At 63.9% G+C, this 14400-nt stretch carries 15 protein-coding genes; 9 read left to right on the top strand and 6 right to left on the bottom strand.

Annotated elements, in window-relative coordinates; all coding sequences use genetic code 11:
• Window positions 1-126: 126 nt before the first annotated feature.
• Complete coding sequence (locus EV665_RS17095; protein WP_133035028.1) at window positions 127-630, bottom strand: hypothetical protein; 504 nt, start codon at window positions 628-630, stop codon at window positions 127-129.
• A gap of 60 nt (window positions 631-690) precedes the next feature.
• Between EV665_RS17095 and EV665_RS17100 the strand changes: the two genes are divergently transcribed.
• A complete protein-coding gene (locus tag EV665_RS17100) occupies window positions 691-999 on the top strand; it encodes a hypothetical protein (RefSeq protein ID WP_133035029.1) in 309 nt (102 codons plus the stop codon).
• A 15-nt stretch (window positions 1000-1014) separates the two neighbouring features.
• Here the strand turns inward: EV665_RS17100 and EV665_RS17105 are convergent, their stop codons facing one another.
• From EV665_RS17105 to EV665_RS17115, 3 genes are all read right to left on the bottom strand, one after another.
• Complete coding sequence (locus EV665_RS17105) at window positions 1015-1401, bottom strand: DUF983 domain-containing protein (protein WP_050745294.1); 387 nt, start codon at window positions 1399-1401, stop codon at window positions 1015-1017.
• Window positions 1402-1555: 154 nt separating this feature from the next.
• Window positions 1556-2959, bottom strand: a complete 1404-nt coding sequence (locus tag EV665_RS17110) for an aminotransferase-like domain-containing protein (protein WP_133035030.1) — start codon at window positions 2957-2959, stop codon at window positions 1556-1558.
• 113 nt (window positions 2960-3072) lie between these two features.
• Window positions 3073-3939, bottom strand: a complete 867-nt coding sequence (locus tag EV665_RS17115) for a LysR family transcriptional regulator (protein WP_133035031.1) — start codon at window positions 3937-3939, stop codon at window positions 3073-3075.
• Window positions 3940-4101: 162 nt separating this feature from the next.
• Here EV665_RS17115 and EV665_RS17120 point away from each other — a divergent pair, with 162 nt between their 5' ends.
• From EV665_RS17120 to repC, 7 genes are all read left to right on the top strand, one after another.
• A complete protein-coding gene (locus tag EV665_RS17120; RefSeq protein ID WP_064334210.1) occupies window positions 4102-4293 on the top strand; it encodes a hypothetical protein in 192 nt (63 codons plus the stop codon).
• Window positions 4294-4325: 32 nt separating this feature from the next.
• On the top strand, window positions 4326-4853 hold the full coding sequence (locus EV665_RS17125) for an L-2-amino-thiazoline-4-carboxylic acid hydrolase (protein ID WP_133035032.1): 528 nt from the start codon (window positions 4326-4328) through the stop codon (window positions 4851-4853).
• Entirely contained in the window at window positions 4850-6118 is a 1269-nt protein-coding gene (locus EV665_RS17130) for a M20 family metallo-hydrolase (protein WP_133035033.1), read from the top strand. The genes EV665_RS17125 and EV665_RS17130 overlap by 4 nt, the downstream gene beginning before the upstream one ends.
• A gap of 139 nt (window positions 6119-6257) precedes the next feature.
• On the top strand, window positions 6258-7379 hold the full coding sequence (locus EV665_RS17135; protein WP_133035034.1) for a PLP-dependent cysteine synthase family protein: 1122 nt from the start codon (window positions 6258-6260) through the stop codon (window positions 7377-7379).
• A gap of 351 nt (window positions 7380-7730) precedes the next feature.
• Entirely contained in the window at window positions 7731-8930 is a 1200-nt protein-coding gene (repA, locus tag EV665_RS17140) for a plasmid partitioning protein RepA (protein ID WP_064334206.1), read from the top strand.
• A gap of 3 nt (window positions 8931-8933) precedes the next feature.
• The gene (gene repB, locus EV665_RS17145) at window positions 8934-9950 is read left to right on the top strand and encodes a plasmid partitioning protein RepB (RefSeq protein WP_133035035.1); all 1017 of its coding nucleotides are present in this window, start codon (window positions 8934-8936) and stop codon (window positions 9948-9950) included.
• Window positions 9951-10100: 150 nt separating this feature from the next.
• The gene (gene repC, locus EV665_RS17150) at window positions 10101-11315 is read left to right on the top strand and encodes a plasmid replication protein RepC (protein WP_133035036.1); all 1215 of its coding nucleotides are present in this window, start codon (window positions 10101-10103) and stop codon (window positions 11313-11315) included.
• A 178-nt stretch (window positions 11316-11493) separates the two neighbouring features.
• Here the strand turns inward: repC and EV665_RS17155 are convergent, their stop codons facing one another.
• Window positions 11494-11805 carry a hypothetical protein gene (locus tag EV665_RS17155; RefSeq protein WP_133035037.1) on the bottom strand — a complete coding sequence of 104 codons (312 nt, stop codon included), beginning with the start codon at window positions 11803-11805 and terminating at the stop codon, window positions 11494-11496.
• Window positions 11806-12005: 200 nt separating this feature from the next.
• Here EV665_RS17155 and EV665_RS17160 point away from each other — a divergent pair, with 200 nt between their 5' ends.
• Window positions 12006-12836, top strand: coding sequence for a universal stress protein (locus EV665_RS17160; protein ID WP_133035038.1), 831 nt, complete (start codon window positions 12006-12008; stop codon window positions 12834-12836).
• Between the two features lie 171 nt (window positions 12837-13007).
• On the opposite strand, the gene EV665_RS17165 is transcribed toward EV665_RS17160, so the two are convergent.
• Window positions 13008-14258 (bottom strand): MgtC/SapB family protein, encoded by a 1251-nt coding sequence (locus EV665_RS17165; protein WP_133035039.1) that lies wholly within the window; start codon window positions 14256-14258, stop codon window positions 13008-13010.
• Window positions 14259-14400 lie beyond the last annotated feature (142 nt).

Below are 14400 nucleotides of genomic sequence, written 5' to 3' on the forward strand. Positions count from 1 at the left end.
AGGGCGGCAGCACGGGTTCGGGAACGTGAGCGGCGCCGATGCGCGGCGCCGCGCTGTCGTCCTGGATGTCTGTCATCGGCTCGCGGACCAGCCGTCTGCGGGCACGGACTGGCGTCGCCTAGGTCATCAGGTCCATTCGTAGGCCCGTTCCGTACGGTAAGGCCGCTCGGCCACGAAGAGAGACGGATCGTTGCCACCAACGTAATGCAGGGCATCCGCATCGTCGTTGAAGCCGACGAAGACCATCAGCATGGCGCGGGCGGCCGGGTGCCCTTTCCGGCGATACGAGAAGCGGACGGCGCAATGCGGATATTGCGCATCCAGCGTGCCGTCGCCCTCCTTGCGGTCGCCGGTGAGCGCGACGAACTGACCGAGGGCGAAGAACCGGTCGATGGCGGCAAAGGCCGAGGCCTGCGACATCTGCTGGCTGGTGCCGGTGCCGGCGGGACGGCCATAAAAGAGGCTGTCGGTCTGGCCCTTGCGGCGCGTCGTTTCGTAGACGACGAGGCCGCCTGCTACGGCCAGTTCCAGATGGGCGCCGAAGGTCTGGAAGCGTTCGGGATGGCGATCCAGCTCCGCGAACAGACCCCTCAGGTCCGCGACATAGTCCGCGTACAGCGCAGCATTCATGGAAGGCTCATCCTTGATTTCCGGTCGACGTGCCGCGCTCCCTAACACAGGCACGGCGGCGTGGAAACGCCGCCGTGCCTGGTCTCTATTTCATGGAGACGGCCACCGAACCGTTGTGGCCCGCTGCGCCGCTCCAATCAAGGACGTTCAGGCCGCGACTGGTGCGGCAACCTCCCTGCGGCATGCGTGACTGACCGCGAGGGCCAGCATGGCGAAGGTGGAAACCGCCGCCGGCCCGGTGAAGATCAGGAAATTCTGCTGAAGGGGCAGTTCCTTCGCCGGCAGCATGCCGCCAAGATCAAGGGGTTGATCCGCGAAATGTATGCGGAGAACCCGCCTTGGCTGCGGCTGTCGAACGTCACCTGGTAGGCCCCTCCCCTCGTGTCAGGTGCCTGCCTGCCGGCGGACCACCTTGCCCTCTTCGGCCTTGTAGAAATACTGGCTCGCGACCAACCATCCCTTGAGTGGCCGTAGCGGGGGTATGCAGGTCAACAGCATGAAGGGCCCGGTGACCAGCACCTGCGTCAGCAGCGAGGCGCTGAAGGCGACCTCCAGCCAGACGGCGAGCAGCACGCTCGGCACGCAGGCAAAGCAGATGACGAAGAAGGCCGGGCCATCGGCCGGGTCGGCGAAGGAATAGTCGAGGCCGCAGGCCTCGCATTTCGGCGCCAGGGTCAGGAACCCCTTGAAGAGATGGCCCTGGCCGCAGCGCGGGCAACGGCCCCGGATGCCGGTCTGCATGGGTGGCAGTTGAGGATAGGTCTCGTTCATGGCTGCATCTTTCCTTATCCATTCAATCCTATCATTATGTGCTGTCATATAGATGCAATCATGCTGTCAATCTGTCGATCAGACATACTGACGCAGGCGCGTGGGCGCCTGCCGCCGGCGGGGCTGCTTTCATTCGATCGGGAGATGTGTGGGATCAGAAGAAGGAGCCGGCCATTTCCGGCGGCCCTTCGAGCGCATGCGCCATGAATTCGAGGGCGGTCTGAAGCTGCGGCCGCGTTACCGGGCCGCCGAGGCTGACCCGCACGGCCTCGGGCGGCGTGCCGTCGACCGCAAAGGCATCGCTGGCCATCACGCCGAGGCCGCAGGCCCGCATGTGGGTGCCGAAGGTAGATCGTGTCCAGCCCTGCGGCAGCGGCAGCCAGATGTTGAAGCTCAAGGGATCGGCGCGGTAGCCGGCGGGCAGGAGACTGGCGGCCAGTGCCTGGCGGGCCGGCGCTTCCGTGCGGAGGAATTCGAGAATGGCGTCGGCCGTGCCATCCTCGATCCAGCGTGTGGTGAGCGCCGTCGTCAGGGGCGAGGCCATGAGATTGCCCGCCCGCATGGCTCCGGCGAAGGACCAGAGGGCCCGGCTGTCGTCGGGCGCGCCCACATAGGCAAGGCGCAGGCCCGCACCGATGCATTTCGACAGGCCGCCGATATACCAGGTGAGCTGTGGCGCGAGCGCGGCAAGCGGCGCGGGACCATCTGCCGGAATGAAGCCATAGGCATCATCCTCGACGATCGGCAGGTGATATGTCTGCGCCACGGCGGCGATCGCCGCGCGCCGGGCGGCGGGCATGGTCAGCGTCAACGGGTTCTGCAGCGTCGGATTGAGATAGATCGCCTTCGGCTTTTCGCGTTCGCAGGCATCCGCGAAGGCATCCGGCAGGACGCCATGATCGTCCACCGGCAGGCCGACGAGCCGCAGGCGCAGCTGCGCGGCGATCGAGCGCATGCCCGGATAGGTGATGGCTTCGGCAAGCACGGTGTCGCCCGGTTTTGTGAGCATGCCGAAGATCGCCAGCAGCGCGGGATGGGCGCCAGGCGCCACGAAGATGCGTTCCTGCGGCGGCGTGAGGCTGCGGCGGCTAAGCCAAAGCGCGGCGGCTTCCTTGTCCATGGCCGCGCCGCCGAAACTCTGGTAGCGCAGCAGGGGAACGAGATCGGCGGCGAGCGCGGAAAGGCCCTCGCGCATGCGGGCAAGCAGGGCCGGATCGTCCGGTTCCGGCGGCATGTTCATGGAGGGATCGACCAGGGCGGCGCGGCGGCTGTCGGGTGATGCGTCCAGGGTGAAATTGCCGCGCGCCGTATCCGCGCTACCCGTCACGAAGGTGCCGCGGCCGACATGCGACTGCACGAGCCCGCGCTTCTGCGCTTCGAGATAGCCGCGGGCGACGGTGGTGACGTCGATGGCGAGCCGCCGGGCAAGGTCCCGGTGCGTTGGCAGCCTGTCGCCGGCCGAGAGCTGCCCGCCGCGCAGGTCCATCTCGATCAGGTCGGCGATCGCCATGTAGAGGGGGCTGCTGCTGCGGCCGAGATCGGGATGCCAGTTCTTCATGCCTGCGGGTTCCAAGCCAACATAGATTGACGGTATATTGCCTGTATGCCGGCCTGTCATCCCGCGGATGCGGACAAAGCGTCGCAATGCCGGCGAAGCTGGCTTGACGAATGTCAGCCGGCGGAGATGGCGGCCTTCTGCGTCAGGACGTCGGCCATGGTACGGGCAAGCGCGCGGGCGGCAAGGGTCGGCTGCCTGTCGGCGTAGCGGATGCTGAGGGAGGAAGCGGGAAGTGGCGGCAGCGGGCCGCCTGCGGGAGCCGCGCGGATGCCGCTGCCGATATCGCCCTCGGTCACCACGGCCACCGCCAGGCCGGCACGCACGACGGAGAAGACGCCCTGCAGGCTGGTGCAGGTCACCATGCATTTCCAGCGCACGCCGTTTTGCTCCAGGGCGGAAATCGCCGCGCCGCGGTAGGCGCAGGGGCCGCGAACCAGCGCCAGCGGCACGGTGCCATCCGGTGGCGGCACCCAGTTGGGGGCGGTGATCCAGACGAGGTTCTCCGCGCACAGCACGTCGCCGTCCTGCATTGCGGGTACGTCGCGGATGACGGCGAGGTCGATGTTACGCTGGCGCAGGTCCCGCAGCAGGTCGCTCGACAGCCCGCCCCGGATCTCCACGCCAACCCGCGGCTTTTCACGCATGAAATTCTTCAGCGCCACGGTGAGCGGGACGAAGAGGTAATGGTCGTCGGGAACGCCGACCACCAGCGTGCCGCTGAGAAGATCGGGTTTAAAACTCTGCTCCATCTCCTCGATCGATTGCACCACGCGGGTGGCGTGGCCGATCAGCTCCCGCCCGTCGGAGGTCAGTACGCAGGAACGGGTCGTGCGCTCGAACAACTGTTTGCCAAGATGGCTCTCGAGGCGGGCGATCTTGTGGCTGACGGTCGACTGCGTGATGTTCAGCCGTTCTGCCGCCACCGAAAAGCTCTGCGTGTCCGCCACCGTAAGGAAGCACTGGAGAAGAGAGGTGTCCATGAAAAAAGGATATATGAAGATTATCGCTTAATCCATGAAGAAACATCGCTTCTGTCGATTAACCTTTGCCGTCATCAATGCGGGCCTGTGAAGCAGCGGAGGAGATGCCGGCGTGGCGGATGAGGACAGGCAAACCGGCGGTGATCGCCGGCGAATGACACCGTGATCGAGCCGGAAACACGGCGTTTTCTGCTGCTGCCTCGCGTCGAGGCCTGTTCCAGCATCGTCGACGCCGTGGAAGCGGTGACGGGCAAGCCGACCGCCGCCAGCAACCCGGCGCTTGCCTGGGATGCGTTTCGAAAGGCGGGGCACAACAGCCCCCTCCCCCGTGCTGGCCGTCTTTGGGCGGCATAGCGGCAAATCCACGTCTAATCAGAAGGATCACCATGATGACGACAAGCGAAAGCATCGATTCCCGGGCCGCCATGGACGGCGAGATCGGCATCCTCGCCCGGCGCAAGATCGAGGCCGGCATCATCGCGCCGATCTATGAGGAAATGTGCCGGCAGATTGGCGTGGAAAAGGCGGAGGCCATTCTCGATGCCGCCATCCGGCAGGCCGCGATCAAGGCCGGGCAGGCCTTCGCCGCGAAGACCCCCGGCGGCACGACGCTGCGCACCTTCCAGGAACTGCAGGATCTCTGGACGCAGGATGATGCCCTGGTGATCGAGGTCACGAAGGCGACCGATGCGGAATTCCACTATAACGTCAAGCGCTGTCGCTACGCAGAGACCTATCGGGAAATGGGCCTCGGCCATATCGGACACCTCCTTTCGTGCAACCGGGATGGTGTCTTCTGCACGGGCTATGATCCGCGCATCACGCTGGAGCGCAGCCAGACGGTGATGGAGGGAGCCTCCCACTGCGACTTCAAATACCGTTTCCACGCGGATGTGCAGGGGCAGGGAGAATGAACGCCATCCCGTCACCCGCCGCCCTGCCCTCGCTTCTCGTCGATGCGGAGCGGCTATGGTCCGATATCCTCGCGACCGCGCGCTTTGGCGCCGCCGGCGAGACCGGCATGAACCGCCTTGCCGGCAGCGTGGCCGATGGCGACGTGCGCCGCTGGTTCGAAGCGGAATGCCGGGCGCTTGGCTGTACGGTCGAGGTCGATCGCATCGGCAACATGTTCGCCACCTATCCCGGTACGGATCCTTGTCTCCCCTCCATTGCCGTCGGAAGCCATCTCGACACCCAGCCGGCCGGCGGTCGCTTCGATGGCATTCTCGGCGTGCTGGCCGGTGTCGAAATCCTGCGCATCCTACGTGCATCCGGCCGGCGGCTGGTGCATCCTTTCACCGTGGTCAACTGGACCAATGAGGAGGGCTCCCGCTTCGCCCCCGCCATGATGGGGTCCGGGGTGTTCTGCGGCGTCCATGCGCTTGACGCCATGTCCGCCCGTACCGACAAGGATGGTATCTCGGTGGGAGAGGCGCTGGAGGCGATCGGCTACAGGGGCGAGCATCCGCCCGGGCATTTGCCGATGGCGGCTTATCTGGAATTGCATATCGAGCAGGGACCCGTGCTGGAAGCGGCCGGACGCGCCATCGGCATCGTTACGGGTGTGCAGGGGCTCCGCTGGCTGGACATCCGCATCAAGGGTACGGAGGCGCATGCGGGGGCCTTTCCGATGACGTTGCGCCAGGATGCGCTGGTTTCGGCCGCGAAGGTCATCCAGGTTGTCGAGGCCGTCGCCCTGAAGCATTCCCCGGGCGTCGGCACGGTGGGATATGTCCATGTTGCCCCGAATTCCCGAAATGTCGTTCCGGGCGAGGTCTGCCTCGAAGTGGACCTGCGTCACCCGGACGAAGCGGGTCTTATGGCGATGGAGGCGGGTATCCGGGACGAGGTGAACCGGCAGGTGCCCGGGGCGGCGGTCTCCGCCGTATGGCGCAAGGCTCCGGTCGCCTTCGATACGGGGTTGCGCGGGCTGGTCGCACAAGCCGCGGCGGATATTGCCCTCCCGGCGATGGACATCGTGTCGGGTGCGGGCCATGACGCGGCACATCTTGCCGGCCAGATGCCCACGGCTATGGTTTTCATACCCTCGCGTGATGGGCTGTCGCACAATGCGCGTGAATTCTCCTCTCCGCAGCAATGCGCCGACGGCGCGAATGCCCTGCTGCGAAGTGTTTTGCGCGCCGATGAACTTTTGCTATCAAGACGGGCGCGGATCTGAAGGATACCTGCCGTTCTTCCGGACCGGGAAGAGCGTGCTGACAAGCACTTCGTTCCCCTACCCCGTCCGAGCCGCCTGCATGATTCCAGCTTCGTGCGGGAATGATCGACGCGGACAACGCCTTGCGAAGGATTGACACATGAACACGAATTCGACGCGGTTCCAGACGGAAGCCGTCCCCTCTCTCGACTGTGCCGACCGGGCCTGGGCACGCAATGCGATCGGCATCCTGGAGGGCGATGCCCGCCGTTCGGCGGATACGCATCTGGTCAATCCGGTGTTCAAGGGGTTGAAGGGCATCGCCATCTATCTCAAGGATGAGAGCACGCACCCGACCGGAAGCCTGAAGCATCGGCTCGCCCGCTCGCTGTTCCTCTACGGCATCTGCAACGGGAGGATCAGCAAGGGCACAACACTGGTCGAGGCCTCGTCGGGCTCGACCGCGGTGTCCGAGGCCTATTTCGCCAATCTGCTCGAACTTCCGTTCATTGCCGTCATGCCGCGCAGCACCAGCCGGACGAAGATCGACGTCATCGAACGTTTCGGCGGCCGCTGCGCCTTCGTCGACAGCCCGTCGGAGGTCTATGAAACCGCAGCACGCATCGCGGCGGAGACCGGCGGCCACTATCTCGACCAGTTCACCAATGCCGAACGGGCCACCGACTGGCGGGGCAACAACAACATCGCCGAGAGCATCTTCGGCCAGATGGAGCGGGAAGCCCATCCGGTTCCGAGCTGGGTGATCATGGGCGCTGGAACCGGCGGCACGTCGGCGACGATCGGCCGCTATATCCGCTACCGCAACCTCTCGACGCGGCTTTGCGTGACGGACGTCGAACATTCGGTGTTCTACGACGCCTGGAAGGCGAGCGACATGCAGGCGACCTGCACCGCGCCGTCGCGCATCGAAGGGGTCGGGCGGCCGCGCGTCGAACCGTCCTTCATCCCCACGGTCATCGACCAAATGATCAAGGTGCCGGATGCCGCCTCCATCGCCGCCGCGCATGTTCTCTCCGACCGGCTGTTCCGCCGGGTGGGCGCCTCGACTGGCACGAACTTCTTCGGCCTGCTCTCCATCGCCGACAGCCTGATGAGGGAAGGGCGCGAAGGTTCCCTCGTCACCCTCATCTGCGACAGCGGCGATCGCTATTCCAGCACCTATTTCAATCCGGACTGGCTGGCGAAAAACGGCATCGACATCGCCCCGTGGCGCGAGACGATCGAGACGTTCCTCGACACAGGATCGTTCAAGGCGCCCTGATCGCGTAAAGAATGGGCCGCGTCGCAGCCCGGCTGCAACGTGGCCCGCCGGCCTGCTTCGATTGGGTTGGCGGGTATTGTAGACGGGTGTTGTACATGTACAACCGAGAGGCTCCGGCATGTGCCGGTGAGTCGACGCCGTGAGCGGGCATTTGCGGATGTGAGGTTCGGCCAGCAAGGCAAAAGTGCAAGGCCGGCCGACGCGGTTGTACATGTACAATTTGAAGCCTGTGGGCGCCGCCGCCGCCCTTTCCAAAAAGGGTTTGCCCGACTCGGGGAATCGGACTAGCTTCATCAGCGCTTATTCATCGAATTTCGGGGAAAAAGCGCAGAAGTTAAATCCGAGGCCACGATGTTGAAACAAGCCGCGACCGACCAGAGCGGAAATCTGCGTTCGCTGATCGTCTCTGACGCAGAGGAACTGATGCGCCAGCTCCAGGCCCATCAGCAGCGGAGCTTTCCGCCGACCGCCAGGAAGAGCATCCGGCATTTCTCCTCGGCCGAGGCTGCCGAGTTCATCGGAATCCACCAGGGCTATCTGCGCCAGATCGTGGCAGAAGGCCATGGGCCGGAGCCGTCCCCCAATGGGCGCCGCACCTATTCCGTCGACGATATCGAGGCCTTGCGCAAGCTTCTCGACGAAGGCGGGAAGGGGCCGCGCAAATATATCCGGCATCGGCGCGATGGCGAAAAGCTGCAGGTCATCTCCGTGATGAACTTCAAGGGCGGCAGCGGCAAGACCACGACCTCCGCCCATCTCGCACAGTTCCTCGCCCTTCGCGGCTATCGCACGCTGGCGATCGACCTCGATCCGCAGGCGTCGCTGTCGGCCCTGTTCGGCCACCAGCCGGAACTGGATGTCGGCGACAACGAGACGCTCTATGGCGCCATCCGGTATGACGACGCCCGCCGCGACGTGACCGAGATCGTCCGGGCGACCTACACGCCCAACCTCCATATCATTCCCGGCAATCTCGAGCTCATGGAATTCGAGCATGAGACGCCGAAGGCGCTGATGGCGCGCACCGATACCAACTCCATGTTCTTCGCGCGCATCGGCGAATGCCTTGCGGATATCGAGAGCGCCTACGACGTCGTGGTGATCGACTGCCCGCCGCAGCTCGGCTTCCTTACCCTGTCCGCCCTCTGCGCCGCGACCGCCGTGCTGATCACCGTCCATCCGCAGATGCTCGACGTCATGTCGATGAGCCAGTTCCTGCAGATGACCGGCGACCTGCTGCAGGTCGTGGAGAATGCCGGCGGCGCGATGAACTACGACTGGATGCGGTATCTGGTCACCCGCTTCGAGCCGAATGACGGGCCGCAGGCTCAGATGGCCGGCTTCATGCGTTCGATTTTCGGCAACCGCGTTCTTTCCAACGCGATGCTGAAGTCGACGGCGATTTCCGATGCCGGGCTGACCAAGCAGACCCTCTACGAGATCGACCGGGCGCAGTTCACGCGCGGAACCTATGATCGCGCCCTCGAATCCCTGACCGCGGTGAACACGGAGATCGAAGAGCTCGTCAAGCAGACCTGGGGGCGGAAGTAAGCGATGGCCAGAAAGAACATCTTCGGCGCGGATACCGATGCACCGGCGGGCGCCAGCGCCGAAACCGGCTCGCTGACCGACGTCCGCCCGCTGGCCAATCTCGATCGGCCCCTGCGGCGCTCCGGTCCGGTCGGTGCCTTCTCGCAATCCCTGGGCAGCATTTCGGAAAAGGCGCAGCGCGCGGCCGACCTCGAAAAGCAGCTCGCCCATGGCCAGACCGTCGTCGAGCTGGATCCGTCCCTCATAGACAGCTCTTTCGTGCCGGACAGGCTCGGGATCGATCCCGAAAGCCTCAACAGTCTTGTCGGGCAGATCCGTGAACACGGTCAGCAGGTCCCGATTCTGGTCCGGCCCCATCCGGATGCCGAGGGCCGCTACCAGGTTGCCTACGGCCATCGGCGGCTTGCCGCCATCCGCAAGATCGGTGGACCGATCAAGGCGGTCATCCGGCCGCTCACGGATGAGCAGCTGGTCGTCAGCCAGGGCCAGGAGAACAACGCACGCACCGATCTTTCCTATATCGAGCGGACGTTCTTTGCCCTTCGCCTCGAGCGGCGAGGCTTTTCACGCGACATCATCATGTCGTCGCTCGGCGTGGACAAGGCCGCCCTGTCGCGGATGATCGCCCTGGCGAGCCGACTTCCCGATGCGCTGATCGAGGCGATCGGCCCGGCGCCGAGTTTTGGCCGCACGCGATGGGCCGAGGTGGCCGACCTGCTCGACAACGCCCTGAAGAAAGCCAGGGCGCTGAAACTCATTCATGCCGATGCCTTCAAGGCGCTGTCTTCCGATGGCCGCTTCGAGCACCTCTTCGAACAGCTGCGGGCGACAAAGCCGAAGCCCAGGAGCGGGGAGTGGCGCGCGGACGGCGCAAGGGCGGTGAAGGTCACGGAGACCGAGAGCCAGCTCACCTTGAATTTCAACAAGGCTGCCGTGCCGAAGTTCGGTGCTTTCGTCGAGAAGCGGCTGGACCGGCTCTACGAGGAATTCCTGAAGGAAAACGAGGAGCTTGAACCGTAAAAGAAAAAGGCCCCCGAACGACCAAAGCCGTGGAAGCCTTCTCCTGATTTCTAGCAAGATCGAGAATCGCATTTCCACGAATCCTAGTCAAGAGTCTTTGGCACCGTTTTGGTGAGCGGATTTCTTTTGCCTGAAGAGAGGTGAAGGAAAATGCGAAATGCAAATGTGACGACGCCCTTCGGGCGGCGGCCGATGACGCTTGCCCTGGTGAAAGGCCAGCTGGAGACGGCCGACCGCAACCCGAGCAAGGCGGTCGACAAGTGGAAGGTCTTTCGGGATATCTGTGAGGTCAAGGAAGTTTTCGGGCTTCAGGACCGTGCGCTGGCGGTGCTTCATGCCCTGTTGAGCTTTTATCCTGAAGCTGATCTTTCCGACGAGCGCGGCCTGGTGGTCTTTCCCTCGAACGCCCAATTGGCGATCCGCGCGCATGGCATTGCCGGAACGACGCTGCGGCGCCATCTGGCGGCCCTGGTCGATGCGGGGCTGGTCCAGCGTCGCGACAGCCCGAACGGCAAGCGGTACGCACATCGCAACCGGGGAGGGGAGATCGAGGAGGCTTTCGGTTTCAGCCTGGCGCCACTCGTTGCCCGTGCGGCCGAACTGGCGGGGCTCGCACAGCAGGTGGCCGAGGAGAAGCTGCGTTTCAAGCGCGCCAAGGAGGCTTTGACGCTGTGCCGGCGCGACGTGCGCAAGCTGGTTTCGGCGGCGATGGAGGAGGGGGCCGATGGCGATTGGGCCGCGATCGAGGACCTTTACCTCGCTCTGATTGCGCGCCTTCCGCGTCTGCCGCGGCAAGATCAGGTCGATGCCGTACTGGAAGAAATGCAGCTGTTGCGTGAGGAAATCGTCAACCGTCTGGAAATGCAGCTAAAAACAGAAAAAACAGATGGCAATGCTGTCCAGAATGGACAGCACATACAGAATTCAAAACCCGATTCCACCCATGAATTTAAACCTCGCTCTGACAAAGAGCAGGGCGCGATGCCGAGACCGGAAATGCGGCGACTTGCAGAGCCGCCCAAGGCGTTTCCCCTTGCCATGGTGCTGAAGGCTTGCCCCGAAATTCGCGACTATGCGCCGGAGGGCCGCATCACGCATTGGCGGGACCTGTTGTCGGCTGCTGTGACGGTACGTTCGATGCTGGGCGTCAGCCCTTCGGCCTACCAGGAGGCCTGCGAAACCATGGGACCTGAAAATGCGGCCGTCGCGATGGCCTGCATCCTTGAGCGGGCAGGGCACATCAATTCCCCCGGCGGCTACCTGCGCGATCTCACGCGAAAGGCCGCACGCGGCGAATTCGGCCTCGGCCCGATGCTGATGGCGGCGCTTAGGGCAAACGGCGCAGCGGAAAGGCGTACGGGCTGAGCGCTGGACTTGTGGAATCCCGAGGGCTGTGGCGCTTTTCGAAAAATCCGAGGCGGCCGCCGGAAGCATGACGGCATACTTCGAAGCTGCCTTTGGGGTCCGTCAAGCCGGGAAGAGGTGCATCATCGATATCGGCCAAGGAACCGCCGGCTCCGGTGTGCTTCTCTGGCGGGGCGTGTCAGCTCCTAAAGGTTGAGCCGATCCAGTCGGGCGTCATCCCGCAGGATGCAGGGGAAACGGTGGACTTCCGCGATCCGGGGCCACGTCTCGAACTGGGCGATTTTGAAGTGAAAACAGCTCGCTTGCCGAGAGCCAGCGATGCGCGGGAAGGACGCAAGGTAAGGAACGCAAACAGATATATCTCATCGATCACCTGCGGAATTTGCACGACGGGCTGATCGCCGAACGAGGGTCCCGTCGCTGTTTTCAGCGGGAAAACGGTCCATTGCTCTATAGTGCGCAAAACGAGCGATAAGGCAATCTTATCCATTGTTTTAATCATCTCATAGGTGGTGCGGATTTTTATCCAGTTTTATTTGAAAGCGCACATGGGCTGAATCGGGCCTTCAATCCTCGGTAAGCAGTTTTCAGATCTCGCGCAGTGGTTTTGACGCAGATCATCGCGGCGCGGCCGAATTGGAGGCTAGGCTCTTCTTCGTTGGGCAACCATTCAGGCGAAGGAGTTCGAAAATGTCTTTCAAGACCATACTCTCGCTCATCGGCACGACAAACGCCGAAGCGGATATCGACAAGGCCGCGACCTTGACGGCGGAGCTGGAGGGGCATCTGTCCGTGGTGGCGCTGCGAACCGCGATATCACCGTTCGGTGCGGATTATCCGGCCGCCGCGGCTTGGCTGAACGAACGTCAAAAGGAGATCGATGGATTGATAGACGTCCGGCGCCTGGCCGACGACCGTTGCCGGAAAGGTAGGCTGCCGTTCGACATCGACCATATCTACGATGACCGGTTCATCATCGAAAGCAACATCGGCATGCGCGCGATGTATGCCGACGTCGTCGTCGCCGGGGAGGGTATCCGTTCGGATACCGACTTGCGCAAGGCAGCCGTCGCGGCCACGGCTTTCAATTCCGGCACGCCGCTCCTCCTGATGCCGAAAACGGGTCGCGTCAGCCTCAGGCCGAAAAATGTCCTTCTGGCTTGGAACTCGCGTCCGCAGGCCGCCAGCGCAGCGAAGGCCGCAATCGAGATGCTTGCAGGGGCCGATGCGGTTCACCTCACCGTTGTCGATCCGGACACATCCTATTTTGGGAACGGCGGAGAACCGGGCGCAGACATGGCGGCGTACTTGTCCCGTCATGGCGCAAAAGTCGTCGTCGAACAGCTGGCAAGCGGGGATCGGGCGACGGAGGAGGTGATCCGGCAGCATGCGCTCGAACTCGGCTGCGATATGATCGTCATGGGAGCCTACGGCCATTCGCGCCTGCGCGAGCGCGTGTTCGGCGGCGTCACCGCGTCGATCCTCGAGAATTGCGACATACCCGTCTTTATGGCGCGGTAAGGATCGAAGCGCCTCGGCCATCTGTCCAGCGCCGGGGCGATCCTATCAATCTGTGGCCGTTTGCCGTGCCGTCCAGGCAGCCTGTCCGGAGTTGCCGAGGGCGGCGGTCCCGTGGCCTCCGGATAGGCTGATCCTCGCTTCGTGACTCAAGGATGGTAAGGTGGGCTGCTGTCAAGCCAGCGGCAGGGCGTAGGCGGCATAGGCCGCCGTGCCGGCGACGAGCGTGATGGCGGCAAGCGGCAGGCTGAAGGAGGCGGGTGCGAGCACGGCTGCGATTCCCGCGCGGCACAGGGCATTCGTCGCCATGGCTGCCAGGATCGCCTTTGCGATCACGTCGAGCGGCAGCACATCCCTGCCCATTTGCAGAGCGGTCAGCACGGCGACGTCCACATCGACCGTGCCTGTCAATGCCGTCGTAGCCAAAAGACCGGAGCTGCCGAACTGCGAGACCAGAACAGCGCTCGTAATGCCGGCCACCGCGAAAATCGTCGCGAAGATCAGGAGTGGACCGATTTCGAACGGGTTGCTGGCCGGTACGTCCGCGAAGGGCTTGTTCTGCGGCCAGTAGAACATCGCGAGCCCGCATGCGGAGAATATGACTGCGGCCGTGGCGGCCGCCGGGCCGACAAGAATGATCGCGGTCGGGTCGATCAGCAGGATCAGCCCTATCACGCGCGTGATGGATACGGCTGCACCCAGCGCTGCGGCGCCGGCGAGCGGAAGCGGATCGACGGACAGTTTGGCGGTTCGCGCCAGAACCATGGTGACGGCGGTCGACGATACCAGGGAACCGGCAATCGCACTCAGGACGAAGCCCTTCCTTGCCCCGAACATCCTGACGGCGATATAGCCGAGGAACGAGAGGCTCGCGGTCAGGACGGTGAAGAGCCATACCTTTCTTGGATTGAGGCCTCCCCAGGGGTCGATGGTCTCGTCCGGCAGGATCGGCAGGATCACGGCCGTCATGACGGCCAGCATCATTGCAGAGCGCAGTTCCACCCAGGTCAGGCGCTTCAGGAAACCGTGCAGGACGTCCCGGCTTGCAAGCGTGGCCGCAAGAGCCGCCCCTCCGGCTGCCGCCGCCTGGGCGTCCCCGGCCACAGCCAGCCCGCCGAGAGCGAAAACGCCAAGGCCTGCCATGACGGTGGTGACGCTGTAGTCCGAATCCGATTGCGCCTCGCGCAGCTTGAACACGCCCAGCGTGACGGCGAAGCCGAGGAAACCGATCGGAAACACCATCGGATAGTGGAGGGATGCCGCGACGGCGGCCAGCACGCCGCCGAGAAGCCCCGATATCCCGAATGTGCGCATGCCGGCGGTTCTGCTGCCCGCGGGCGCCCGGCGTTCCTGCCAGCCGCGCTCGAGCCCGACCAGAAGGCCGATCGAAAGGGCAATGCCAAGTCTGGCTATGAGTGTGTCCATCGCCCGCGCCATCTGGATTGATCCCACAGGCCGGTGCGCGGCCATGGGCTGTGAAAAGCCACTGTAGACGAGTTGTGGCCTTTGGAATTGATCTTGCGCAAGGTGGGCATGGTCGTTTGCGGCCTATTCATCCGGTATTCTG

This window comes from Shinella granuli (genome assembly GCF_004341885.1).
GTDB classification, from domain to species: domain Bacteria; phylum Pseudomonadota; class Alphaproteobacteria; order Rhizobiales; family Rhizobiaceae; genus Shinella; species Shinella granuli.